The 24,672-nt window shown below is 55.6% G+C and carries 19 protein-coding genes and 1 tRNA gene; 10 read left to right on the forward strand and 10 right to left on the reverse strand.

Features of this window, described 5'->3' with window-relative positions; translation table 11 throughout:
* Positions 1–111: 111 nt before the first annotated feature.
* Positions 112–486 carry a holin family protein gene (locus HEQ60_RS00005; RefSeq protein WP_168068309.1) on the reverse strand — a complete coding sequence of 125 codons (375 nt, stop codon included), beginning with the start codon at positions 484–486 and terminating at the stop codon, positions 112–114.
* A gap of 225 nt (positions 487–711) precedes the next feature.
* Entirely contained in the window at positions 712–1,560 is an 849-nt protein-coding gene (locus HEQ60_RS00010; RefSeq protein ID WP_168068311.1) for a M15 family metallopeptidase, read from the reverse strand.
* Between the two features lie 437 nt (positions 1,561–1,997).
* Here HEQ60_RS00010 and HEQ60_RS00015 point away from each other — a divergent pair, with 437 nt between their 5' ends.
* Both HEQ60_RS00015 and bla read left to right on the forward strand, forming a co-directional pair.
* On the forward strand, positions 1,998–2,891 hold the full coding sequence (locus HEQ60_RS00015) for an MBL fold metallo-hydrolase (RefSeq protein WP_168068313.1): 894 nt from the start codon (positions 1,998–2,000) through the stop codon (positions 2,889–2,891).
* A 181-nt stretch (positions 2,892–3,072) separates the two neighbouring features.
* A complete protein-coding gene (gene bla, locus HEQ60_RS00020; RefSeq protein ID WP_209315356.1) occupies positions 3,073–3,924 on the forward strand; it encodes a class A beta-lactamase in 852 nt (283 codons plus the stop codon).
* A 48-nt stretch (positions 3,925–3,972) separates the two neighbouring features.
* Here bla and clpB read toward each other — a convergent pair whose 3' ends face one another.
* Positions 3,973–6,594, reverse strand: a complete 2,622-nt coding sequence (gene clpB / locus HEQ60_RS00025; protein ID WP_168068315.1) for an ATP-dependent chaperone ClpB — start codon at positions 6,592–6,594, stop codon at positions 3,973–3,975.
* Between the two features lie 198 nt (positions 6,595–6,792).
* Here clpB and HEQ60_RS00030 point away from each other — a divergent pair, with 198 nt between their 5' ends.
* A complete protein-coding gene (locus tag HEQ60_RS00030) occupies positions 6,793–7,569 on the forward strand; it encodes an MOSC domain-containing protein (RefSeq protein WP_168068317.1) in 777 nt (258 codons plus the stop codon).
* Between the two features lie 25 nt (positions 7,570–7,594).
* Here HEQ60_RS00030 and HEQ60_RS00035 read toward each other — a convergent pair whose 3' ends face one another.
* The 3 genes from HEQ60_RS00035 to HEQ60_RS00045 form a co-directional block, all read right to left on the reverse strand.
* Positions 7,595–8,461, reverse strand: a complete 867-nt coding sequence (locus tag HEQ60_RS00035; RefSeq protein WP_322099272.1) for an LOG family protein — start codon at positions 8,459–8,461, stop codon at positions 7,595–7,597.
* A gap of 195 nt (positions 8,462–8,656) precedes the next feature.
* The gene (rmuC, locus tag HEQ60_RS00040) at positions 8,657–10,228 is read right to left on the reverse strand and encodes a DNA recombination protein RmuC (RefSeq protein ID WP_168068322.1); all 1,572 of its coding nucleotides are present in this window, start codon (positions 10,226–10,228) and stop codon (positions 8,657–8,659) included.
* A 143-nt stretch (positions 10,229–10,371) separates the two neighbouring features.
* Entirely contained in the window at positions 10,372–11,058 is a 687-nt protein-coding gene (locus HEQ60_RS00045; protein WP_168068324.1) for an orotate phosphoribosyltransferase, read from the reverse strand.
* A 383-nt stretch (positions 11,059–11,441) separates the two neighbouring features.
* Here HEQ60_RS00045 and HEQ60_RS00050 point away from each other — a divergent pair, with 383 nt between their 5' ends.
* Both HEQ60_RS00050 and HEQ60_RS00055 read left to right on the forward strand, forming a co-directional pair.
* A complete protein-coding gene (locus HEQ60_RS00050) occupies positions 11,442–12,524 on the forward strand; it encodes a mitochondrial fission ELM1 family protein (RefSeq protein ID WP_322099261.1) in 1,083 nt (360 codons plus the stop codon).
* A complete protein-coding gene (locus tag HEQ60_RS00055; protein WP_168068328.1) occupies positions 12,521–13,276 on the forward strand; it encodes an SDR family oxidoreductase in 756 nt (251 codons plus the stop codon). Before HEQ60_RS00050 ends, HEQ60_RS00055 begins: the two co-directional genes overlap by 4 nt.
* Here the strand turns inward: HEQ60_RS00055 and HEQ60_RS00060 are convergent.
* Both HEQ60_RS00060 and hemN read right to left on the reverse strand, forming a co-directional pair.
* The gene (locus tag HEQ60_RS00060; protein ID WP_322099273.1) at positions 13,234–15,108 is read right to left on the reverse strand and encodes a PAS domain S-box protein; all 1,875 of its coding nucleotides are present in this window, start codon (positions 15,106–15,108) and stop codon (positions 13,234–13,236) included. The genes HEQ60_RS00055 and HEQ60_RS00060 overlap by 43 nt on opposite strands.
* A gap of 141 nt (positions 15,109–15,249) precedes the next feature.
* A complete protein-coding gene (hemN, locus tag HEQ60_RS00065; protein WP_168068332.1) occupies positions 15,250–16,599 on the reverse strand; it encodes an oxygen-independent coproporphyrinogen III oxidase in 1,350 nt (449 codons plus the stop codon).
* Positions 16,600–16,719: 120 nt separating this feature from the next.
* Here hemN and otnI point away from each other — a divergent pair, with 120 nt between their 5' ends.
* Positions 16,720–17,511: a 2-oxo-tetronate isomerase gene (gene otnI, locus HEQ60_RS00070; protein ID WP_168068334.1), complete on the forward strand. Its 792-nt coding sequence runs from the start codon at positions 16,720–16,722 to the stop codon at positions 17,509–17,511.
* Between the two features lie 177 nt (positions 17,512–17,688).
* Here otnI and parE read toward each other — a convergent pair whose 3' ends face one another.
* Positions 17,689–19,674: a DNA topoisomerase IV subunit B gene (parE, locus tag HEQ60_RS00075; RefSeq protein WP_168069041.1), complete on the reverse strand. Its 1,986-nt coding sequence runs from the start codon at positions 19,672–19,674 to the stop codon at positions 17,689–17,691.
* A 206-nt stretch (positions 19,675–19,880) separates the two neighbouring features.
* Here parE and HEQ60_RS00080 point away from each other — a divergent pair, with 206 nt between their 5' ends.
* Together HEQ60_RS00080 and HEQ60_RS00085 are read left to right on the forward strand one after the other, a co-directional pair.
* Positions 19,881–20,279 (forward strand): acyl-CoA thioesterase, encoded by a 399-nt coding sequence (locus HEQ60_RS00080; protein WP_066136744.1) that lies wholly within the window; start codon positions 19,881–19,883, stop codon positions 20,277–20,279.
* 227 nt (positions 20,280–20,506) lie between these two features.
* Positions 20,507–20,998, forward strand: a complete 492-nt coding sequence (locus HEQ60_RS00085) for a c-type cytochrome (RefSeq protein ID WP_168068336.1) — start codon at positions 20,507–20,509, stop codon at positions 20,996–20,998.
* Between the two features lie 114 nt (positions 20,999–21,112).
* On the opposite strand, the gene HEQ60_RS00090 is transcribed toward HEQ60_RS00085, so the two are convergent.
* A tRNA-Val gene (locus HEQ60_RS00090) sits at positions 21,113–21,187 on the reverse strand.
* Positions 21,188–21,454: 267 nt separating this feature from the next.
* On the opposite strand from HEQ60_RS00090, the gene glmU reads away from it, so the two are divergent.
* Positions 21,455–22,819 carry a bifunctional UDP-N-acetylglucosamine diphosphorylase/glucosamine-1-phosphate N-acetyltransferase GlmU gene (gene glmU, locus HEQ60_RS00095; protein WP_168068338.1) on the forward strand — a complete coding sequence of 455 codons (1,365 nt, stop codon included), beginning with the start codon at positions 21,455–21,457 and terminating at the stop codon, positions 22,817–22,819.
* A 14-nt stretch (positions 22,820–22,833) separates the two neighbouring features.
* Entirely contained in the window at positions 22,834–24,657 is a 1,824-nt protein-coding gene (glmS, locus tag HEQ60_RS00100) for a glutamine--fructose-6-phosphate transaminase (isomerizing) (protein ID WP_168068340.1), read from the forward strand.
* Positions 24,658–24,672: the final 15 nt, after the last annotated feature.

A 24,672-nucleotide genomic window follows, 5' to 3' on the forward strand; every position in this document is an offset into this window, starting at 1 on the left:
ACACAATGATCAAAAGCCGTCTCATCCGAGACGGCTTTTTACATTCAGAACAATAAAAAAAGCTGCACAAAATACTTCATGCAGCTGCGCACTACCACACCCCGCGAAACTCTACTTCGGCATGTTCACTTTCTCAAACGTGTGAAGACTGCTGACACCAACCATCCCGAACATCAACTCCCACAACATCTCGTCAAGACCAGGAAGATTTGGCGACACGTTGAAGCCAATCAAAAACGGACGCACCAAGTATTGATAGGCAATCGAGGCCGCAAGAATCCAGCCAATCGCAGGGCGCCAACCCGATACAAACAAACTACCAGATCCAGCCTCAACACGATTTACACTCTGCTGTTGCGTGATCTCTTCAAGCTGACCGCTCAGCTGCAGCTCCATCAGCTTCAGCTTCGCCTCATCGGCCTTGTCCTTGTCGGGGATGATTTTATCCAGCAACCCCCCGATCAACGGAAACAGTGTGCCCCACATGGCTTGCTCCTCATCATAAAAGCGCACGCGCCCGGAACACCAATCGCTCCGGTACTCTTATTTTGTGTAGGCTATACCGCAACAAAGACGATAACTCAATGACAGAATTCGCCTGGAACAGCCGGGAGGCAAAGGAAATAAAGTGCATCAAAATGACCGATACTGGACGTATAAATCTGCACATCACTTCAGAAAAAGCGATGCACGGGATGATGTATATTTATACTAATTTGATATCCTGTTTATGCACTCTGCGCGGTCCCGTGCCTTATCCTCTTCTTTTTTTCCGTAGATGCACTGCTTGTAGTCTTCTATATACTTCTCGAAGATGATCTTTCCTTGCTCAAGAGGTTTGGAAGCCAAGGTTCTTACAAAATTAACAGTCCCGACTTCAAAATGTTGTATATCCATTGGGCTATCCCAATACCCTCCCCAATGAATAAACCCATGCTGGGCAAATAAATCGATAACCTGTTCTGCCATGCCGGGGCGAGCAGCTTTTCCAGGTCTTGCATCCAGACGGTTTATATAGGTTCCTGTTGCCGCAAGAGGCTTGACAATAATCGTGCCATTCTTGCCCGGGTATAGGACAGGATTTTGTAGGGGATTTAGGTCAATTGCTACGCCATAGGCATGCTTTGACCAACTTGTAGAGCCTGCAATTCTTCGACCGTTAAAAGCGGAAGTATTATTGGCTTCCATAGCGTGATCATCATTGCCGTCAAAGTGCTCCATGGGCATTGCCTGAGCGATGGGAAAGCGCATGGCGTATAACTGATCAAATATAGACTGTGTGCTTTCGGCAATAACATCAAGAACAACAAGTATTCCTGTGTGTGTATTTCCTTTGAAATCGATATGCTGGAAGTGGACATTGCGTAACCGGTTACATCCAACGGGAGGTTTTTCACTATCTGGTGTGTCAGAATTTGTATCAGGCATTGTGCCGTGATCTTTCATATTCTGACATTGGGCATCGTCAATAGGAGTAATGCTTGCTGCAGCCATCCTTCCTGATGTCATCAAAAGAGATGCGCAGACAGAAAAAAGCGCCATCCGTATTATAGTATTCATGTATGTGGAACTCCTTTGTTTTGCGCGCGAAATTTTTGTTGAGAAATGTTTCTATATTCCTGCTCGGGAAGGTCATTTACTGCCCCTTTTTTTTCAATGAAACGATGACCGCCTTATTCACGCGTATGTTCCCACGAGAAGCGCAAGAATACTCTGTCACTATAGTGCCTGGATAGCAGACATAAGCCTGATATTTTGTTGGCTTTCATAGGGTAAGTGACGTGCCCTTTTCAGGGCAGCTTCAGCCAGGATGAGTCGTGGCGTGCATATGATTATGTCTTCAGGGTCACACGTACTTTTTCGAGTCTGCTAGCGTATCTGCCTGCTTCGGAACGAGCGCCCGAATTTTGCTGAATTATGCAGACTGTCCCTGTTTTTGCCAAAATGGTTGTGAAGTGTTAGCGTTTTCCGTCGTTCCCCCAAGCAGGAGCAGAACAATGTCATTTCGTCCCCTTGCGGCCGCCGTGATGGTGGCCTCTGCTTTCTTTACGATCTCGGCGGTGGCGTCTCCGCTTCAGCTTGACGTTTATAATCCGGGTGAGAAGAGCATTTTTCCTGTTACATCAACGATTGTTATGGGAAAGCATGAAGCCATTCTGGTTGATGCCCAGTTCCAGCGTAATGACGCACAGGCCCTTGTGCACAAGATCAAGGCCAGTGGTAGAAAGCTGAAGACAATTTATATCAGCCATAATGACCCGGACTATTACTTCGGTCTTGATGTCTTGCATGCAGCATTTCCTGATGCAGACATTGTTGCTACGCCCCAGACGGTGGCTGCCATCAAGGCCAATAAAGACGGGAAGATGGCCTATTGGGGTCCGATCCTGAAGCAGAATGCCCCGAAAGAGGTCATTGTTCCACGTCCGCTGTCGGGCAACACCCTGACCCTGGAAGGCGAAACCATCAAAATTATTGGGCTGGATGGTCCAAGTCCTGACCGCACGGTTTTGTGGATACCGTCCATGCAGACGATTCTGGGTGGGGTTCCGATTGTTGCCAACCTCCATGTCTGGGTTGCTGATACACAGACATTCCAGTCACGCCAAGACTGGTTGAAGATGTTGGAGCATTTTAAGGAAATGCATCCGAAAAAGGTTATTCCGGGTCATTTCCTGCCTGATGCCCATGGCAAGATGCCCTTTGATGTTGGTGCTATAAACTTTACACGCATCTACCTTAGAGCGTTTGAGGTTGAAGCCGCCTTGGCATCAAATTCCGGTGAATTGATTGCGGCCATGCGCAAGCGGTATCCAAAGCTTGCGCATGCAGATTCCCTGGAATTAAGTGCAAAGGTGATCAAGGGCGAAATGAAATGGCCTGCCCATTAAGTCTTTAATACATGCTGTATTCTTCTTTGGAGGGGCGCATTGCCCCTCCATTCTTTATGCCGTTGAAAAGAGTGGAACTTCCATGTGGTCCGTCTAATATCGCGTTCCTTTGACGGGTTGCCATGCGGGAGATCATATGATGCAGGTTGTTGTGCACAGTCGTCGCTCTTTTCTCAAAACGATGTCCTTGTTTTCTGTTGTTGCATTGTCTCCGGTTTATGGAATGGCTGCACAGCACTCATCTTCTGATGCTGTGCAGCGTCTGTCAGATTTGGAAAGAACGTTCGACGGGCGCTTGGGTGTTTTTGCTTTTGACATGGGCAGTGGGGCTTCCCTCGCATGGCGATCCGAAGAGCGTTTCCCGGTTTGCAGCACATTCAAGGCGTTTCTGGCCGCAGCAATTCTGCACCGCAGTACATCGGATGCGGGGCTTCTGGACAGGGTGATATCTTACCCTCTGGAAGAGCTTGTCTTTCATTCACCGGTGGCCCAGCAGCATGTGCATTCCGGGATGAGCGTGCGGGATATGTGCGCCGCAGCCATCCAGTACAGCGACAACACGGCGGCCAATCTTCTGATGCGGATTCTGGGCGGGCCTGATGCCGTTACTGCCTTTATGCGTCAGACAGGGGACATGGGTTTTCGTCTGGATCGCTGGGAGACGGATCTGAATACGGCTATTCCCGGTGATCCTCGTGATACCTCGACACCGGTAGCTATGTCCCGAAGCCTGGATCGCCTTTTGTTTGGTGATGTGTTGTCAGATACGCATCGTGCCGTATTGCAGGACTGGTTGAAAGGCAACACAACGGGAGCATCCCGCATACGGGCCGGTGTTCCTGAAGGTTGGATGGTCGGGGACAAAACAGGTAGTGGGTCTTATGGAACGGCCAATGCGATTGGTGTGCTGTGGCCTCCCGGCAGGAAGCCTGTGATCGTGTCTATCTATACGACCCAGCATTATCGTGGGGCTGTCTGGCGTGATGACATCGTGGCACAAGCTACCCGCATCATTGTGGGCGGGTTGGCATAGCGCAAGACAGGGCGGGTCCGGAGCCTCGAGGCCCCGGACCACCGTTGTTCAGTGTACAGTCGAGGATAGGTTCGCGGGTTGCTCTGTCGCAACTGTGTGGTCATTCAGCATTAGATGACCGTCGCTGATGGTTACAGCCACGGTGTCTCCATCGCGGATTCTGCCTTCGAGCAACAGAGTGGCCAGTGGGTTTTCCAGTTGCTTCTGAATCACGCGCTTCAAGGGACGGGCCCCATAAACAGGATCGTAGCCATGTTCGGCCAACCATGTCATGGCCTCTGCATTGACATGCAAGTCCATCTGACGATCGACCAGACGTTTGCGCAGTCGGTCAATCTGGATGGATACAATACCGGTCATATGACCCCGGCCCAGGCGATGGAACAACAGGACCTCGTCCAGCCGGTTCAGGAACTCCGGACGGAACGCGGCCCGTACCACATCCATGACCTGCGGGCGTACGGCTTCTGAATCCTGACCATCCGGTTGGGCGGCCAGAATATCGGCGCCCAGGTTGGAGGTCAGGATGATCAGCGTATTGCGGAAGTCAACCGTATGGCCTTGTCCGTCGGTCAAGCGTCCGTCATCCAGGACTTGCAGCAGGACGTTGAAAACATCGGGGTGAGCTTTTTCCACCTCGTCGAACAAGATAACCTGATAGGGGCGTCGTCGCACGGCTTCGGACAGTACGCCACCTTCCTCGTATCCAACATAACCCGGCGGTGCACCGATCAAGCGGGATACTGCGTGCTTTTCCATAAATTCGCTCATGTCGATACGAACCATGGCGTTGTCATCATCAAACAGGAAGCTGGCCAGGGCCTTTGTCAGTTCTGTTTTTCCGACCCCGGTTGGCCCCAGGAACAGGAAAGAACCCATCGGGCGGTTCGGATCTCCCAGTCCGGCCCTGGCCCGGCGAATGGCACTGGATACGGCGACCAGTGCTTCGTGTTGTCCGATGACACGCTGTCCCAGCATGGACTCCATGCGCAGCAGCTTTTCGCGTTCACCTTCCAGCATTTTATCGACAGGGATGCCTGTCCAGCGCGATACGACGCCGGCAATATGCTGGGTGGTGACGGTTTCATTGACCATGCTGTTTTTACCGTCTTCGCGGTGCTCCGCTTCCCGTAGCCGGGCTTGCAGGGCAGGAATAACCGCATACTGTAGTTCCCCGGCCCGTTCATAGCGGCTGTCGCGCAAGGCCTGTTCCAGCTCCATCCGGGCTTGGTCCAGTTGTTCTTTCAGGCGTGTTGCCCCGGCCAGTGTGTCTTTTTCAGCTTTCCAGCGTGCGGTCAGCTCCGCTGATTTTTCTTCCAGATCGGCCAGTTCCCGTTCCAGCTTCACCAGACGGTCGCGGGATGCATTGTCTGTTTCCCGCTTCAAGGCTTCCCGCTCTATTTTCAGCTGTACGATACGGCGATCCAGCTCATCCAGATCTTCCGGTTTTGAATCGACTTCCATCCGCAACCGGCTTGCGGCTTCATCCACAAGATCAATAGCCTTGTCGGGAAGGAAACGGTCGGTGATATAACGGTGTGACAACGTGGCGGCAGAGACCAGGGCCGAGTCTGAAATGCGGACACCGTGGTGCAGTTCATATTTCTCGCGGATACCCCGCAAGATCGACACGGTGTCCTCTACGTTTGGTTCATCGACAAAAACAGGCTGGAAACGGCGCGCGAGCGCGGCATCCTTTTCAACGTGCTTGCGGTATTCATCCAGGGTTGTTGCCCCGATACAGTGCAGTTCCCCCCGTGCAAGGGCGGGCTTGATCAGGTTGGCAGCATCCATGGCGCCGTCTGTTTTGCCTGCCCCGACCAGGGTATGCATTTCGTCAATGAACAGGATGATGCCGCCTTCTGCTGCTGTGACCTCGTTCAGTACGGCTTTCAGCCGTTCCTCGAACTCGCCCCGGAACTTGGCCCCGGCAATCAGTGATCCCATATCCAGGGACATCAGGCTTTTTCCAGCCAGGGATTCCGGGATATCCCCGTTGATAATCCGCAGAGCCAGCCCTTCAACAACCGCTGTTTTTCCAACACCGGGTTCGCCAATCAGCACCGGGTTGTTTTTTGTGCGTCGTGATAAAACCTGAATGGCGCGCCGAATTTCCTCATCGCGTCCGATAACAGGATCGAGCTTTCCGTTCCGTGCGGCTTCGGTCAGATCACGGGCATACTTTTTCAGGGCGTCGTATTGCTGTTCTGCCGATGCGGAGTCTGCAACCCGCCCTTTGCGAAGCTCCCGTATGGCCGCCACCAGCTTTTCGCTGGTCAGGCCGGCCTGGGTCAGAATGTCACACACGGTGGTGCCGGTGCGTGCAACCATGGCCAGAAGAAGATATTCTGCGGTGACAAAGCTGTCTCCCGCCTTTTCAGCCAGTTCTTGCGCGGTGACCAAGATGCGTGAGAGATCCTGGGCATAAAACATCTGCGAGGCCCCCTGTACGCGGGGCAGCTTTGCGACAGCATTGTCAACCCCGGCCCGAGTCTTTGCAGCATCGGCACCAGCCTTGTTTATCAGGTTTGAGGCCAGCCCTTCGCGGTCGTCAAGAAGAGCTTTCAGCACATGCTCCGGGACAACCTGCTGGTGATTTTCCCGGAGAGCTATGGTTTGTGCGGCCTGTATGAATCCCTTTGATCGATCGGTAAAGTGTTCAAAATCCATGTCTTTGTCCTCGTGATGAGCGACGGTAACGGTTCAGCCAATATGAATGCTCAGCCGAACAATGATGTGTGCCCCGACGTGCGGCGACACAGGAAAAACATAGGGAGTAAAAACAGTTGTCCGCAAGGGGGATTAGAAGACAACAGCCTATAATTGTGAATAATTGACAATTCGCGCAAATAAAAGGAGAATTGTCATATGAAGGCGACTGTAGCGCACATATGCCGGTATCCGGTCAAGGGATTAAGCGCGGATCCGTTGCGGCGGGTTCTGCTGCGGCCAGGCGAGGGAATACTCGGCGATCGTCGTTATGCCATTGTCCGTGGCGGGACACTGGCTGTTTCCCTGCCGGGCGTACGTCTGACCGAGAATCAGTTTGTAACCTTGGCCAATACACCGCGTCTAGCTCTTCTCACAACGCGTTGGATTGACGGAGCTTCGACGCTGACGATTGAACGTGATGGCCGGCAGGTGGCTTGGGCTGATGTGTCGACCGTTGTTGGTCGCGCCAGAATATCGGACTTTTTCTCTGCCTTTCTTCATGACCCCGGTCAACCGGATGCTGGCCTTATCGATCTGAGTGATGAGCTGTCTGGTTTGGCTGGTGGGACACTGCTGACAGTTGTCTCGGAAAGCAGCCTTATGGATCTGGAGCGTGTAGCCGGCCATTCCCTTGATGCCCGCCGTTTTCGTCCCAATCTGATACTGGCAGGATTGCCGGCTTGGGTTGAGCTATCCATGATTGGACGTGAAATCATTGTGGGGAAAGGGCTGCGCCTGCGTTTCGTTCAGCCTGCGGAATGTCGGCCATCGGCCAACGTAGATCCTGCACAGGGCCTTGTGGATCTAAATTTGGTGCGGTCCCTGCAGCGCGGGTTCGGGCACAGTTATTTCGGCGTTTTGGCCCAGGTTGTGACGGGTGGGGTTCTGGAAGTCGGCAGCAAGGTTTCAGCGCCGGTGTCTTCTGTCACCTGAGGCGGAGGGCTGTATTGCGGTCTGTCTATCCACCGCTCCAGCCGTTGGGCCGGGGATGGCGGCTGTAGAAGTCTTCAATCGCTTTCCATCCTTCTTCTGCCGTTTCGACGAAGCGAAAGATGTCCAGATCTTCGGGTGATATTGTGCCTTCCTCGACCATGGCCTCGAAATTCACCACCCGTCGCCACCAGGCTTCTCCGAAAAGAAGAACAGGAATCTTCTGGATTTTGTGGGTCTGGATCAGGGTCAGTCCCTCGAACAGCTCGTCCATGGTTCCGAATCCACCAGGGAAGCAGGCAAGTGCCTCGGCCCGGATCAGGAAGTGCATTTTGCGGATGGCAAAATAGTGGAAGTTGAAAGAAAGCTTGGGTGTGATGTAGCTGTTCGGTGCCTGTTCGTGCGGCAGGACAATAGATAAGCCAACGCTGTCAGCGCCAATATCATCAGCACCCCGGTTGGCGGCTTCCATGATGCCGGGTCCCCCACCTGTGCATACAACATAGCGGCGACGGCCGGGTTGACTCCCTGCTTCTGACACCAGACGGGCAAACTTACGTGCAATATCGTAGTATCGACTGGTTTCGGCCAAGCGTTTTGCAATGGCCAGATTGCGTTTGGCCGTTGCATCGTCGGGATTGGCTGCGGCTGCCTTTTCAGCCTCCTGCAAGGCGGATTGTGCGACCTTGGGCTCATGGATCCGTGCGCTGCCGAAAACAACCACGGTTGAAACAATGCCTTCTTCCTGAAGCAACACTTCGGGCTTGAGCAGCTCCAGCTGCAGCCGAACGGGGCGCAGGTCGCGCGTGGTCAGGAAGTCCAGGTCCGTAAAAGCCAGGCGATAACTGGGGGAACTGTTTTGCGGCGTACAGTCTCTGGCGATTTCCTCATCGATTGTGCGCCGATCTTCAGCCGAACTGGCAAACGGGGAGTATGGGCGGTCGTGTGAATCAGATGACAAGGAACAATCTCCACAACAAGCATGCAGGAGCGTTTTCGGTTCATCAGATAATTGAACGCTGCAGACTGCAACCGTTTTCGGCGCACTTAGCCACCAAGCCAAGAATAGTGTCGCGCATACCGATCCGATTCACATCCCCGTTGTCAAGGTATGCTGTCTCTGTGGGGTAATCTCGGCGCTGGCAGGTGGCAATGCGGGCGGTGACGGAGCTGGCGTATCTTCGGAAACAAGCTCCGGAGGCAGTTTCTTTGATGCTTTTCCACCCAGCTCGTAGACACGCTGGGCTTGCCGTAGCAGGTTCCCGTGTCCGGATGAAAGTTTGTTCATGGCGGCATCATAGCTTTTGTGGGTTTGGTTCAGACGTGTACCGATCATCTGCATGTCTTCGACAAAGCCGGTGAGCTTGTCGTACATTTTACCGGCCAAGGCTGCGATTTCCTCTGCATTGCTGTTGCGTCGCTCTACTTTCCATACAGCAGCAATGGTACGTAGGGCAATCATCAGGGTTGTTGGTGTTGCAATGGCAATGTTGGCTTCGGCAGCGCAGGCCGTTAGTTCCGGGTCTTCCTGCAGCGCCAGGGCCAGCGCCCCCTCTATAGGAACAAACAAGATGACGTAATCCAGCTGGATGCCGGGCAAGTTCTGATAGGTTTTGCCGGAAAGGTCGCGAATGTGATTGCGCAGGGATGTCACGTGAGCCTTGGCCTGGGTTGTCCGTTCGGCATCGGTTTCCGCATTGATACAGGCTTCAAAAGCGGTCAGGGATACCTTGCTGTCGACAATGACCTTTTGTCCGCCTGGCAGGTAGACAACAACATCTGGCCGCAACCGTTTGCCATCCTCGGTCGTGAATGTTTCCTGACTTTGGTACTCTTCGCCTTCTCTCAAGCCGGATCGTTCCAGGATAGAGGTCAAGACCATTTCCCCCCATGCGCCCTGGGTTTTGCTTTTGCCCTTCAACGCCTGTGTCAGATTATGGGTTTCATTACTCATTCGTGCCCCGGTTTCTGTCAGGGTACGAATTTGCTCGGCCAGTGCTGCGCGGTCCTTGCTGCTTTCAACGTGGGCACTTTGCAGTCCCTGCTGGAATTCTGAAAGCTTCTGGCGCATGGGGGCCAGGATGGCTTCTATCTGTTCCCGGTTCTGGCGGGTAAAGGTGGTGCTGTGCTGGGTTATAACGCCTTCGGCCAGAACCCTGAACTCCTTGCCCATTTGGTCGCGGGCATCCTTGAGCAAGGCCAGTCTTTCGTTGGCCTGCCGACGTTCCTGTTCCAGTGTTTCGGTGGCAACGGCCAGTCTGGACTGCAGGTCGGCACGTTCGCGTTCCAGATGCTCCAGCTTCGTTGTCATCTGTGCGCTCATGCGTTCCGCCACGCCAAGACGGTCCTTCTGTTCCTGGTTAACCGTTTCAAGCCGCCCTGCTGTTTCACGGAGTGAGCCAAGTTCCTGCTCCAGATGTCTTCGCAGGGCATGTTGCTGCCTGAGTTCGTCTTCCAGATCGACAAGGTGCGATATGCGTTCCTGCAGCACGGCACGGGTGCACTCGGACTCATGCCAGGCCACGGACAGGCGTTCGCGTTCGTTTTCGGTGACAGACAGGGTTTCCCGTATCCTGGCGCCGTTGCGCCACAGGATGCCGGCCAGTGCAGCACAGCCAAGGCTCCAGGTAACAAGAAAGACATCCAGTAACAGGGAAGGCATATCCGAAGATTCCAAGAGAGGAGAAGGGCACCGTGCTCGCCTACAGTGGAATATCAGGACAAAGGAATCAAGGTGATAAAGAGAACAAAAAGTGAATAATCAGGAAGTGGGCCATACACACCGGCATGGCCCACCGTGGTATTTCAGGCTGCACGCCCCTTGTTGGCGGCAGACCAGCCCTTGGGATCATCAAGAAAGTTCTGGACCTCCACAGCATCGTTGTGGGTGATGCTGTTGGTCTTCAGGGCTGTTTGCAGTACATCGTGCCATGTACACAGATAATGTAGCTCCAGATCTTCCCGCGACAAGTGGTCCAAGGCCCCGGGGAAAATGCCATAAAAAAAGATAACCAGTGCATGGCGGCACTGTGCACCCGCCTCGCGCAGGGCTTGGGCAAAGTGAATCTTTGATCCACCATCTGTCGCCAGATCTTCCACCAGAAGAACCTGCTGTCCCTCTTTCAGGTCTCCTTCAATCCGGGCCATGCGTCCAAAGCCTTTCGGTTTTTTCCGGATGTACTGCATGGGCAGATTCAGGCGGTCAGCCAGCCAGGCAGCATAAGGAATACCCGCTGTTTCTCCCCCGGCAACGGTGTCCAGCTTGTCGAAGCCGACCCTGTGTTCCACATGCTCTACTGCCAGACTGATGATTTTTTGTCTGGCCCGCGGAAAGGCAATGATCTTGCGGCAGTCAATATAGACCGGGCTTGCCCAGCCTGATGTCAGGGTATAAGGCTCGCGTGGGCGGAAGTGAACGGCCCCGATATCCAGTAAAATCCGGGAAACAGTTGTGGCTGTGGACAGGCTGTCCGGGGTGCGGATGGCATCCATGGCTGTTCCTTGCGCTTGAAGACTGAAAGGCACGGATGTTGTAAAGCTTTTGGTAGTACCGAACAATTCAAAACCTTCTGCTTACGCGATCTGGTCTTTGTTCCGGTACGGGCAGGAATCATCCGTCTATCCGTCTCGGTACCATGGCGGATGTGTCGTGAACCTGAACTTCGTGTCAGGACAGACGTTATATGCAGCAAGAGGCTGGTTACGGAGTATTCTTTTTGTACACTTTGTGTCATATAGTTTCGTAACGTGTGCCGTGTTTCGTGTGATGGTATGTTTGTGCCATTCTTTCAGGGCTGGGCAAAATGAAAGTTCCGCCGCAAAAATCGCGGGGAAGTGCATCGGGGTCATCACGAGGTTCCCATACAGGGGGGCGTGTGTCTTCCGGTCGCGCGGGCAGGGCGCCTTTTGCGGCGGCTCCGTCGTTTCCTCATGAACAGGGGGCAAGGCTGGTGGATCCTGTGGATCCTGTCGTCTGGGTGTTGACCGATGACCGGGCTGGGAATGTCAGCCAGGCAACTGGTGTTGCCGAAGCTCTTGGCTGGCCCTTTGAGGTTCGCCCGATACACTATACAGCCCTTGGTCACATGCCCAATTTGTTGCGTGGGGCATCGTTGCTTGGCATCAGCAATGAAAGCCGTGTTCTATTGGAGACAACGCTGACACCGGATCAGGCGCCTGATCTGGTTATTGCTGCCGGACGTCGTACGGCGCCTGTTGCGCGCTGGATCAAGCGGCGTGCGGGAAAGCCGTGCTTCCTCTGCCAGATTATGTGGCCTAGTGTGCCCGGTATTTCCGACTTTGATCTGGTCGCCGTGCCGACACACGATAATCTTTTTGGCCAGTATGCCAATGTGATGCGGATTACCGGTGCCCCCCACCGGGTGACCGAAGGGCGACTTGCGGTCGAGGGGGCGCGCTGGCGTGATCGCCTGCGGCATTTGCGGGGGCCGGTCGTGGCTCTGATTGTCGGGGGAGCAACCCGCCGCAAGGCCTTTACACCAAAGATGGCGACCGATCTTGGCAAGCATGTTTCATCCATGGTTGCCAGTGCGGGTGGGTCGCTTGTTGTGACTACGTCCCGAAGAACTGGGCGCGATGCGACGGATGCGCTTTTTGCGGCCCTTCCGGCACCCGGTCATTCGTTTCGCTGGGGCAGTCGGGATGAGAATCCCTATTTTGGCTATCTTGCTCTGGCCGATGCCATTGTTGTAACCGGAGATTCGGTCAGCATGGTCTCGGAAGCCTGTGCCAGCCCGGCACCTGTTTTTATTTATGCCCCCACTGGTCTGGTATCGCGCAAGCATGCCCGACTGCACCGGAACCTTTATGCACTTGGTATTGCTGAACCGATGAAAGATACGTTTTCTACTTGGGGCCATCCGCCCCTGAATGCTGCCGTTGATATTGCGCGCATGGTTCGTCTTGCTCTCCTCGGTGAGGAGGGTGACAGTCAGTGACCTTGCCTTTGTTTGACCTGACGGGTCGGGTTGCCCTTGTCACGGGGGCATCCCGTGGTCTGGGCCTTGAGATTGCTGTTGGACTTGCGTCTGTTGGTGCTGTTGTCTGGATGGGGGGACGTGACCGAGAGGCTTTGCAGGTTGCGTGTGACCGTGTCCCGGGAAGTCGGCCGCTTGTGTTTGCGGTTGAAGACAAGGGCGAGCGTGATAGGGCTGTTCAGTCCGTATTCCGGGAAAGCGGCCAGCTTGATATCCTTGTCAATGCCGTCGGGATGCGTGACCGTCGCCCGGTAGAGGCTTTTACCGACCAAGATGTTGAGGCCATGTTGGCAGCAAATCTGATTGCCCCCTTTTCCTTGGCACGTTTGGTCGCTCCGGGGATGGCAGAGCGCGGGTTTGGTCGCATCATCAACGTCACGTCTGTTGCAGCCCATGTTGCCAGACGCGGTGATGCGGTTTACACGGCTTCCAAGGCGGCCTTGACTGGGATGACCCGGGCCCTTGCGATGGAGTGGGGGCATCAGGGCATTACTGTTAACGCTTTGGCACCCGGCTTTTTTGCCACAGAAACGAACCGGGAAATGTCTTCGGATCCGGATGTTGCCGCGTGGCTTGCCGGTCGTACGGCTGTGGGTCGGTGGGGCCGTCCGGATGAAGTAACCGGTGCGGCTGTTTTTCTGTCTTCTCCGTCATCAAGCTACGTGACAGGTCATGTGCTTTTTGTCGACGGAGGTCTTGTTTCCTGTTTTTGAGGGATGAACGGTGCAGTGGACAGTTCTTTCTGCTGCACCTTCCGATCTTCCATGCATACCGCAATAAGGCCCCGCCGTTCTTTTTCGTCGCCCTCGTCTGCGCTGAACGGCGTGAGAGAGCAGGCCATGAGGATGTAGGAACCGTCTACATTGCGAAGCCTGAAGCGTATGGATGAGGGTTCGTGTTTCTCGAAGGCGATCTGAAGCAGTGACCGTGTTGTGCGGCGGTCTTCCGGGTGTATAGCTGCCATCCATTCATCCGGGTTAAGCGGATCCGGGCGCATGCCCGTCAGCACTGTCCAAGCATGGTTGAAGTGTTTCCGCCCTTTCTCATGGCTGCTCCACCATACTGGTACAGGTAGATTTTCCAGAATTTCGCGGAAACGGTGTGCCGTTGCCCGTGCTTTCTCTTCAGAAGAACGGATCCAGGTGATGTCTTGGATGATGCCGGTTCCGTTGACCGGTTTGCCTTGCTCATCAAAGGCAAGGTCCGCCTTGATATGAAGCCACAGTTCCTTGGATCCATTGTGAGACTGATACACAAGATCCAGGGGGGCGCCACGGCCTGCCGCAGAGATAGCCTCGGCCAGAACTTCTGTTTCTGTACCATGAGATCCCACGGCCATTTCCAGGGGGCCTGTGCTCCCCTCCCTGTAGCCAAGAATACGGCAGGCCGTATCGGACCATTTGATTTTGCCGTCCTCCATGGCTGTCCAGCTCCCCAGATCCCCTATCCCTTCTGCCTTGAGAAAGACTTGTATGTTCTGTCCCATCTCTTTGTTCTGCTGTCTCCATGCCAGGGACCGCCTGAGGATAATAATAACCAGAACGGTGAGCATGATCCCAACAGTAGAAAACAGGAAAGACAGGCCGAAGGCCTTCAGGCGCCATGATGCCAGACCGTCGCTTTCAGACATTTCAACCAGAACGGTCAGGTCGAGTACGGATGTCTTGTGGGCTGCTATCATCAATGAGTCTTGGCCCCCGGAGTTTCCCGTGCTTTCCAGAAGAGTTTCAAGCTGGTCTGATGCTGCAAACTGTGCGAGCTGGATAAAGTCAGCCTTGGACGATCCGACAGCATCGGCATCCCGGTCTGGTAGCTGGGCCAGGATCGTCAGGCCGGAGTCAAGAAGAGTCAGTTTGCCGCTGGGATGGTCAGGGCGCAGCGGAGCCAGCAAGGTTGTGAAGGCATGGGTTGGAAGCGTCAGGATAACCATGCCACGAATGGAGCGATCCGGCGTGTGCAGGGCATGTACATACATGGCAACCATGCGGCCCAGTGAACTCCGTACAGGACCAACAAGGACAGCCCGCCTGGAGCGGTCACTGCGCAGTTCATCCATGGCCATTTCACTGTATTCAAACTGTGTGCCGACCATCTGGGGCAAGGAGGCGTGGTGAATAAGGCCCGCCCTGTCGCTGACAACAACGCTGACAAGAGAGGCCTCCCGCTTCATGATCCGTTGCAGAAGAGGGCTGTATTCGGTGCCAGGTGGGGCTGTGCCCGGGGCGGGTGTTCCGTATTCTACCGCAACCGCAGCTCGTTCCAGATGACCCACAAATCGGGTCAGGGCCAGCTCTGCTTCACGGGCACTGTTCTCAAGGCTTTGTCCGGTTACGAAACGGCTTTCCTGACGTGTGTCAGAAAGATAAACCGTCAGGAGCGTTGCCATGGTGACAAGAAAGCTCAGGCCAAGGGTAGCCACATACCCTGTTATGCTGCCAAGCTCCGTGTCTTGTGCTGGCTCCCGGGGGGGCAGCACAAGCTCTTGCATGGAGGCATACAGATCCTCCTGCGCAGGGCTGGTCTTGTCAATCTGACCTTCATCCACCAAGCCGGAGATCTCCTGTTCGTGGGAGCAGTGCAGATTCGCTGCGCATGTCCTGCTGCGAGGATACCGGCGAATCCAGCCTTCTGTCCAGAAGACCAAGGGGATGATGTGCCTGATCCGCCCAATCCTGACTGTAGGGATTTATATGGCCTTGGAGTGCTTGAGTTCGCCTTGTTTCAGATATTGGTCAAAACGTGCTGCGGCAACCCGGACCAGCGGTCTTCCCTCTTCTGTCATGCGCAGCATGTGTCCGTGCCGGATAACCAGGTTGTCTTTCTCCAATTCCTGCATCTCATTCAGTTCAGGGGTGAAATAGTCATGTCCGCGCCCGAAAGATGAGGCTATCTCACCAAGGTCAACCTCCAGATCGCACATCAGTCGTTCAATAACCATACGCCGCATGCGGTCTTCATCGGATATGGCAATGCCGCGACGAATTGGCAGGATGCCACCGGAGATCATGCGTCTCCAGGCGTGTACCTCCCCCTCGTTGGCCACGTATCCTTGGGGCAGGGACCCAATACCCGATGCGCCCATGCCCAGAAGAACGGGGGCGGTATCTGTTGTGTACCCCTGAAAATTCCGGTTCAGCCGCTTCTCGGTCTGGGCAATGGCCATCGTATCGTTGGCAAGGGCAAAATGGTCCAGTCCGATGCTGACGTAGCCGTACTGATGCAGGCGCTCTGTGGCAGCTTCGTACTGCTCCCATCGGTCCCGGAATCCGGGCAGGCAGTCTTCGGGCAACAAGGTCTGGTGCTTGCGCATCCAGGGAACATGGGCATAGCCGAACAGTGAAATACGCTGTGGCCCCAGACTGACAGCCCGGTCCACCGTATCCAGAATGCTGGTAGTGGTCTGGTAAGGCAGGCCATACATCAGGTCCATGTTGATCCGGTCAATGCCGTGCCGGCGCAGCCACTTGAATACCGAGGCAACCAGTTCGAAAGGCTGAATCCGGTTAACGGTTTCCTGTACCTTGTGATTGAAGTCCTGCACACCAACAGATGCCCGGTTTACACCAGCGGCGGCCATGGCTTGGATGTAGGCTTCATCGGCTGTACGGGGATCCAGCTCGACGGCTGTTTCTGCATCAGGGGAAAATGAGAAACAGTTTTTGAGGCGTTGCATCAGCCGCGTGAAGTCGGGTGCCGACAGGATGGTGGGACTCCCCCCCCCAAAGTGGATATGCTTGGCCGTGAAACGTGCCGGAAGGGCATTGGCCACAAGGTCAATTTCTTGCAGCAGGGTTTCCAAGTATTCTGCAATGGGTGTGTACCGTTTGGTGATTTTGGTATGACACCCGCAGAACCAGCACATTTCAGCACAGTAAACAACGTGCAGATACAGGGATACCGGTGTTTCGGGGTCCAGTGTTTCCAGCCATGTCCGGTAGAGATCCGGAGTTACAGCTGCCGAGAAATGCGGGGCCGTTGGATAGCTGGTGTAACGCGGAAGCCGCAGATTGTATTTGTTCAGCAGATCGTGGTTCATCAGCTTTCCTCATCTGTACAACGGCCCCGTTCCTGTCGGGGAAGTCTTGCCGCCTGTTAAAACGTGCTTCCCCCCTTGCCTGCAAGCGCATAGTGTAGCGCCGTTTGTTCCGGAGGTTCCATGCCACGTTTTGCTGCCAATCTTTCTGTTCTTTTTACAGAGCAGCCTTTTCTCGACCGTTTTTCCGCTGCGGCCCAGGCAGGGTTCAAGGGGTGTGAATTCGCGTTTCCCTATCTCTACCCCGCCGAGGAGGTGGCCGACAAGGCCGTTGCTGCGGGGATGAAGATTGTTGCGTTCAATGCCCCCCCGGGTGACTGGTCTGCCGGAGAGCGTGGCCTTGCTGCCGTGCCCGGCCGTCAGGATGACTTCCGGTCGGATCTGGAGCTTTCTGCCCACTATGCCCAGCGCCTTGGATGCTCCTGTGTTCATGTTATGGCCGGCGTTGTTCCGGAAGAAGACTGGGAGGAATCGCTGGATGTCTATATGGCCAATATCGACTATGCGGCCAGTCAGCTGGAAGCCGAGGGGCTGCGGTGTCTGATTGAACCAATCTCCCGGCAGACTGTGCCCGGCTACTTCCTGTCGCGTCCGGATGATGCCGCGGTGGTTCTGGAGCAAACGGGGCATCGTAATCTTTACATGCTGTACGATGTTTACCATGCCCAGATGACGCAGGGAGCCCTGACCGATTTTATTGAGGGCAACATGAGCCGGATTGCGCATATTCAGGTTGCTGGGGTTCCAGGGCGGAATGAGCCGGATATGCTGGGAGAGATCAACTTTCGCTACATGTTCGACCTTCTGGATGGGGCCGGATATGACGGATGGATCGGGTGTGAGTACAAGCCCAGGGGCACAACGCTGGACGGTCTGCGCTGGGCTTCAGATTGGTTGCAGCCCCAGAAAGTGTGAACAGGATAAAAAAAAAGCGGGGCACCGGATGATCCGGGCCCCGTTGAGTTGGGTGCGCAAAAAGTGAGTGCTACAACAATAACAGGAGAGGCACAGGAGGTATAATGCTCGTGCGTCCATGAACTGTATCTGAACGGATTGTGGCAAAAGAGCGGTTTTATGAGGGCGTCATGCCCCTTATATGTCCAGTTCACGGGCAAAACGGGCGTGGGCCTGAATGAACTGGAACCGCAGCTCGGGTTTGCGCCCCATCAGCTGTTCCACCAAGCTGGCTGTTGCCCGGCTGTCTTCCAGCTCTTCCTCGGTTTTCTTGCCGGGCAAGACAACCTGAAGCAAGGTCCGGGTTGCCGGGTTCATCGTGGTTTCCTTCAGCTGGGCGGGGGGCATTTCACCCAGGCCCTTGAACCGGCTGATGTCTACTTTCCCCTTGCCCTTGAAGTGCTTGGCCATGATCTGGTCCCGGTGTGCATCATCCCGCGCATAGATGCTTTTCCCGCCTTGGGTCAGGCGATACAGGGGCGGCATGGCCAGATACAGCCTGCCATCCTCGATCAAGCCCGGCATTTCACGGTAAAAGAATGTCATAAGGAGGCTTGCGATATGGGCCCCGTCCACGTCTGCGTCTGTCATGATGATGACCTTGCCGTAGCGCAGCTTTTCTAGATCATACCGGTTGCCGGGGCCGCAGCCCAAAGCTTCCACCAGGTCCTGCAGTTCTTGGTTGGCGCGCAGTTTCTCGGCGCTGGCCGAGGCGACGTTCAGGATCTTGCCACGCAGCGGCAAAATGGCCTGCGTTTCCCGGTTGCGGGCCTGCTTGGCTGAACCGCCGGCAGAATCCCCTTCGACGATGAAGAGTTCGGTACCTTCTGCGACAGAACGTGAGCAATCGGCAAGTTTGCCGGGCAAGCGTAATTTCTTGGTGGCGGATTTGCGTGACATTTCACGACTTTGCTTCCGCCGCAGGCGTTCTTCCTGACGGTTCAGGACGTGTTCAAGAAGAACATTGGCCGCAGCCGGTGCCCCGGCCAGCCAGTGGTCGAACAGGTCACGGACAGCCTGTTCAACCAGGCGGGTTGCCTCGCTCGACGACAGCTTTTCCTTGGTTTGTCCCTGAAACTGGGGCTCCCGGATAAACACAGACAGCATGACACAGCTTCCGCCCAGCACGTCTTCTGCCGTTAGCGTGGCACCTTTACGGTTCCCGGTCAGGTCAGCATAGGCCTTCAGTCCCTTGGTGACGGCATTGCGCAGCCCCTGTTCGTGTGTGCCGCCTTCGGGGGTTGGAACGGTGTTGACATAGGAAGAAAAGAAGCCTTCCTGATCTTCCGGCCAGCACAGGGCCCACTCCACACTGCCCATATCATCAGCCAGAGAGGCACTGCCGGCATACAGGCCCGATATGGTGGCCCGCCCCCGCAGGGTTGTGGCGAGAAAATCCTCCAGCCCGTTGGGGAAGTGCAGTTCCTCTGATGCCGGGACAGAGTCCGATCCGTCCAGGAGCACCGGATCACAGGACCAGCGAATTTTGACACCCCGGAACAAATAAGCCTTGGAGCGGGCCATTCGGTACAGGGTTGCCGGCCTGAACCGGGCACGGATACCAAAAATATCCGGGTCTGGGCGGAACCGGACCAAGGTACCACGACGGTTTGATACTGTGCCGGCCAGTTCCAGCGGGCCTTGGGGGGTGCCGCGTACATAGCTTTGCCGCCACAGTTTCTTATCCCGGGCAACCTCGACAATCATCAGTTCGGACAGGGCATTGACGACAGAGCTTCCCACCCCGTGCAGCCCGCCCGAGACCTTGTAGGCATCGCCCCCGAATTTTCCACCGGAGTGCAGCGTGGTCAGAATGACTTCCAGCGCCGACTTGTCCCGATACTTCGGATGGGGATCCACGGGGATGCCGCGGCCATTGTCGCGGATTGTCACAAAACCATCGGCTGACAGTTCCAGGTCGATGAAGGTGGCGTGTCCTGCCACGGCTTCGTCCATGGCATTGTCCAGGACCTCTGCCGCCAAGTGATGCATGGCTTTCTCATCGGTACCACCGATATACATGCCCGGGCGTTTGCGTACGGGTTCCAGACCTTCCAGGACTTCAATGTCCTTGGCGGTATATTCCTGTGACTTCGGGGCAAGAAACTGAAACAGGTCTGACATGGCACTCGCGCGGTTTGCTGTGATGTACGGTGGCATACATCTCCGGTACGGGGCTGCACCGGAGATGGCGGGCGGCCGAAGAGCCGTGTCCGCCCAAGGGGACAGGGTTACTATATCCTGTCACAGACGGAAATAGCTGATTGCCTTCAGGAGTTCCGAAAGTCACAATCCGGGTGCTTGCCATTGCGTCAGAGGACAGGCGGACCATGAGAAAAGCCAGCGAAGCAAACCCCCATTCCGATGGCTCCCTGTATCTGCGTACGATCGCCATGCCTGCGGACACGAATCCTGATGGTGACATCTTTGGCGGCTGGCTGATGTCGCAGATGGATCTGGCCGGCGCATCTTATGCCCGTCTGGTTGCCGGAGGGCGTGTTGTTACAATTGCTGTGGATGGGTTTGTCTTCCATAAGCCCATGATGGTGGGTGACGAACTCAACTGTTACTGCTGGGAGATAAAAAGGGGGCGCACCTCGGTTGGGGTGCGGGTGGAGGCATGGGTCCGGCGCCGTTATACGGGAGTTGAGGAAAAGGTCACAGAGGGAACCTTTACGTTTGTTGCCCTGGGTGATGATCGCAAGGCCCGGCCTCTTGATCAAGGATAGGGCGGGTTTGTCGCGTCCGGATACGGTGTGTAAAAAGGATGGAGGGGCTTGTCTGTTTGTGGTGCAGAGGTCGCCACAAACTATGCTACACGGCGGTACAGAAAAGATTGTTCTGGCACAGGGCTCTGGATTCTGTGTAATTCCAGAAGTCAGAGGAGCGTGTCGCTGGTCTTGCCCCGGGGAAGGGGCGGGATACCGCGGAAAGTAGAGCCGTTGGAGAGATTGGTATGAAGACCGTTTACAAGCTGGGAGCAGCCGTCGGGCTTGCCCTTGTTGCCGTCGTCGGGGCGAAAGTGTTCGGTGGGTTGGTCTATTCGGCTGCCGCACCGGATGAAGCACCCCGCGTTGCCGGGGCCATGACGTTCCGCAAGGCCGCAACCCAGTCAGGATCGGCTTCTGCTGAGCTGCGGCCCGGGGATGCGGCTCTGGGCAAGAAGGCGGTGAAAGTGTGCGTGGCCTGCCATACGTTTGATCAGGGAGGGGCCAACAAGGTCGGTCCCAACCTGTTTGGAATTGTCGGGGCCAAAATTGCTCATGCCGAAGGTTTCAAGTATTCGGATGCTGTCGCCGGTCATGGTGGGAAGTGGGATGCCGGGAATCTGGATAAGTGGCTGACAAATCCCAAGGACTTCATACCTGGCAACAAGATGTCCTATGCCGGGGTCAAGAGCGAGCAGCAGCGTCGCGATATTATCGCCTATCTTGAGACCCTGCGCTGATATCCGGGTGCCCCCCGTCGTGTGTGCGGGGGCCTTTGGTTGGTATCTGACACGCTGGATACCGGTATTTCCACATGCAAACAAGGCCCCGCAGGCATGACCTGGGAGCCTTGATGGTGGGCGATGCAAGGATCGAACTTGCGACCCCACCCGTGTGAAGGGTGTGCTCTACCGCTGAGCTAATCGCCCGGTACTTTTCCCTTACATCGCTGCCCTTTAAAAGGGCAGCGCATTCGGGAGGCCGGCTTTATAAGCTGTGTGCCCCCATTCGTCAAGGCTGTATTCCCGAAAGGTGACTTGGCTCAGCAAGATGGCAGGCTGTATCTATAATACAGTGTAACATTCTTTGATTTTGGATAGCGGTATCTGGTATGGCAGGGTGCCTTGTCTCAAGGTGTTGGGCTTTTTCCGGCCTTTGCCGTTGTTCTTTTCCTTCCGGTTTCAGGGGGACCCTGTATGACTGTTACCCAAGACGTCCCTGATTCTGTCGCCATTATCTTGGCCGCAGGCCTCGGCACCCGTATGAAATCAACCCGTCCAAAGGTGTTGCACCCCGTGCTGGGGCGCCCGATGGTTGCTCATGTCGCCGATGCAGCGCGCTGTGCCGGCATTGAACAGTTGGTGGCGGTAATTGGGCCAGAGGGTGGGGCCGTTTCTGATGTGCTTGGCCCCGTCCCGACAGCGATACAAAGGGATCGTCTGGGAACGGCCCATGCTGTTCTGCAGGCGCGTTCCGTAATGTCTGTGACTGGCCATATGCCGGATACGGTTGTTGTGCTTTATGGCGACACGCCGCTTCTGCAGGCTGATACAATCCGTCGCCTTGTCCAGGCCCGTCGGGACAGCCACGCCGGTGTCGCCGTGCTTGGTTTCCAGGCTGCTGATCCCGGTGCTTATGGTCGTTTGGTTATGGGGCCGTCCGGTCTTGAGCGGATTGTGGAAGCCAAAGATGCCGACGAGGCACAGCAACGTCTGCGCCTGTGTAACTCGGGTGTGATGGCGATTGATGGTGCCTGTCTTTGGCGCTGGCTGGAACAGGTGGGAAATGAAAATGCCAAGGGTGAGTACTATCTGACTGATATCGTTGCCCTGGCCCACGCGGATGACCGTGCCTGTGTTGTTGTGGAAGGCCCTGAGGAAGAGTTTCTTGGCGTCAATTCCCGGGTAGAGCTGTCTGCCTGTGAGGCTATTGCCCAAAGGCGCATGCGGCAGCGCATGATGGAATCCGGCGTGACCCTGATTGACCCGGATACCGTTACATTCAGCTGGGATACTCGGTTGGGGCAGGATGTGGTTGTATGGCCCTTTACTATCTTTGGTCCGGGTGTCTCGGTGGCTGACAACGTCGAGATAAAGGGTTTCTGCCACCTTGAGGGATGTCGTGTTGCCGAGGGTGCCGTTCTTGGGCCGTATGCCCGGCTGCGTCCTGGTGCAGACATTGGTGCCGAAGCGCATGTCGGTAACTTTGTGGAAATCAAGAATGCGGTGCTTGCTGATGGTGTCAAGGTCAACCACCTGTCCTACATCGGCGACGCTTCTGTCGGAACCCGGTCGAATATCGGGGCGGGGACCATTACCTGTAATTACGACGGGTACAAGAAGCACCGTACGGACATTGGTGCTGGGGTTCTGATTGGATCCAATACGTCCCTGGTTGCTCCGGTCACGGTTGGTGACGGGGCTGTGACCGGTGCCGGATCGGTGTTAACCCGCGATGTTCCCTCTGGAGCACTGGCCCTGGGGCGGGCCGAGCAGAAGAATGTAGAGCGATGGGGGATCCATTTTCATAAAAGCAAAAAAGAAGAAGCAACACGCGGCTGACAGGAAGCAAGAGCATGTGCGGGATTATTGGTGTCATTGGTGAACAGGATGCAGCTCCCCTTCTGGTGGGAGGACTGAAGCGTCTTGAGTATCGCGGCTATGACAGTGCCGGTATCGCAACGCTGGTTGGCAGCGAAATTGCCCGTTGCCGTGCTGAAGGGAAGCTGGTCAACCTTGAAGCCCGGCTTGCCTTGGCCCCCCTGTCCGGAAGCGTTGGTATCGGGCATACCCGCTGGGCCACGCATGGTGTGCCGGTTGAGCGCAATGCCCACCCGCATTCCGATGGTCGGGTGGCGGTGGTGCATAATGGCATTATCGAGAATTACAGTGCTCTGCGGGCCGAGCTGGAGGCGGCAGGCTGTGTGTTCCGCAGTGATACGGATACAGAAACCATTGTTCATCTGATCAGCTCGTATTGGCAGCCGGGTGCTGACCCTGTTGAGGCAACGCACAAGGCTCTCCTGCGTCTGGAGGGAGCATTTGCCCTGGCTGTTATCTTTGCCGGACAGACGGATCTGATGATAGCGGCCCGGCGTGGCAGCCCGCTTGCCGTTGGGTATGGGCAGGGGGAAATGTTTGTTGGATCGGATGCCCTGGCCCTTGTGCACGTGACCAACCGTCTCAGCTATCTGGAGGAGGGGGACTGGGCCATCCTCAGCCGCAGCGGGGTCGAGATCCGCACTACAGAAGGCTTGAAGGTCGAGCGGCCGGTTCATGTCAGCGCCCTGTCCAGTGCAGCGGTTGGCAAGGGGGGGCACCGCCATTATATGGCCAAGGAGATTTTCGAGCAGCCCCAGGTGATCGGTGACAGTCTGCGGGCCTTGGTCAATCCGTTGACCCGTACGGTTACCTTGCCTGATCTTCCCTTTGATCTGGCTTCGGTCAACCGCATTACGATTGTGGCGTGTGGAACGTCATTTTATGCGGGACTGGTTGCCCGATACTGGCTTGAGCAAATTGCCCGTATTCCGGTTGACATTGACGTTGCCAGCGAGTTTCGGTACCGGAATCCGGTGTTGCAGCCCGCCGGGCTGGCCCTTTTCATTTCGCAGTCCGGTGAAACCGCTGATACCTTGGCAGCCTTGCGGTACTGCAAGGCTCATGGTCAGAAAATTGTGTCCTTGGTCAATGTGACCGAAAGCACAATGGCCCGGGAGAGTGATGCCATCCTGCACACATTGGCCGGGCCTGAGATCGGGGTTGCATCGACCAAGGCCTTTACAACGCAGTTGACGGTTCTTGCCTGCCTTGTTCTGGCGCTGGCCCGCGCCCGTGGCGCTGTAACGGCCGAAAGAGAAATGCAGTTGGCCCATGCCTTGGGTGAGGTGCCGGCGCGTGTGGCGGAAATTCTTAATCATGACGAGCATATTCGCCGTATTGCCGAAGATGTCATGCAAGCCCGTGACGTCTTGTATCTTGGGCGTGGATCCAGCTATCCCATTGCTCTGGAAGGGGCCCTGAAGCTGAAGGAGATCAGTTACATTCACGCCGAGGGGTATGCTGCGGGAGAAATGAAGCACGGCCCGATTGCCCTGATTGATGACAAGGTGCCTGTTGTGGTTATCGCTCCTGGTGATGAGCTGCTGGACAAGACCATATCCAATGTTCAGGAGACAGTTGCACGAGGTGGGCGTGTTATTGTGTTCTCGGATGCCCGTGGTGTTGCCCGTATGCGGGACAGTGCTGTTCATGCTGTCATTCTGCCCGAGGTTGATCCCTTTGTAGCCCCCATCCTGTACGCACTGCCTGTTCAGCTGTTAGCCTATCATGTGGCTGTTCTGAAGGGTACGGATGTTGATCAGCCGCGCAATCTGGCCAAAAGCGTAACGGTGGAATAGTATTCTTTCCGTTAG

The organism is Haematospirillum sp. H1815, assembly GCF_012102705.1.
Lineage (GTDB): Bacteria > Pseudomonadota > Alphaproteobacteria > Rhodospirillales > Rhodospirillaceae > Haematospirillum.

Coding starts and splice junctions, on each gene's coding strand:
- HEQ60_RS00005 (WP_168068309.1), bottom strand. CDS start 486: ATGTGGGGCACACTGTTTCCGTTGATCGGGGGGTTGCTGGATAAAATC.
- HEQ60_RS00010 (WP_168068311.1), bottom strand. CDS start 1,560: ATGAATACTATAATACGGATGGCGCTTTTTTCTGTCTGCGCATCTCTT.
- HEQ60_RS00015 (WP_168068313.1), top strand. CDS start 1,998: ATGTCATTTCGTCCCCTTGCGGCCGCCGTGATGGTGGCCTCTGCTTTC.
- bla (WP_209315356.1), top strand. CDS start 3,073: ATGTCCTTGTTTTCTGTTGTTGCATTGTCTCCGGTTTATGGAATGGCT.
- clpB (WP_168068315.1), bottom strand. CDS start 6,594: ATGGATTTTGAACACTTTACCGATCGATCAAAGGGATTCATACAGGCC.
- HEQ60_RS00030 (WP_168068317.1), top strand. CDS start 6,793: ATGAAGGCGACTGTAGCGCACATATGCCGGTATCCGGTCAAGGGATTA.
- rmuC (WP_168068322.1), bottom strand. CDS start 10,228: ATGCCTTCCCTGTTACTGGATGTCTTTCTTGTTACCTGGAGCCTTGGC.
- HEQ60_RS00045 (WP_168068324.1), bottom strand. CDS start 11,058: ATGGATGCCATCCGCACCCCGGACAGCCTGTCCACAGCCACAACTGTT.
- hemN (WP_168068332.1), bottom strand. CDS start 16,599: ATGAACCACGATCTGCTGAACAAATACAATCTGCGGCTTCCGCGTTAC.
- otnI (WP_168068334.1), top strand. CDS start 16,720: ATGCCACGTTTTGCTGCCAATCTTTCTGTTCTTTTTACAGAGCAGCCT.
- parE (WP_168069041.1), bottom strand. CDS start 19,674: ATGTCAGACCTGTTTCAGTTTCTTGCCCCGAAGTCACAGGAATATACC.
- HEQ60_RS00080 (WP_066136744.1), top strand. CDS start 19,881: ATGAGAAAAGCCAGCGAAGCAAACCCCCATTCCGATGGCTCCCTGTAT.
- HEQ60_RS00085 (WP_168068336.1), top strand. CDS start 20,507: ATGAAGACCGTTTACAAGCTGGGAGCAGCCGTCGGGCTTGCCCTTGTT.
- glmU (WP_168068338.1), top strand. CDS start 21,455: ATGACTGTTACCCAAGACGTCCCTGATTCTGTCGCCATTATCTTGGCC.
- glmS (WP_168068340.1), top strand. CDS start 22,834: ATGTGCGGGATTATTGGTGTCATTGGTGAACAGGATGCAGCTCCCCTT.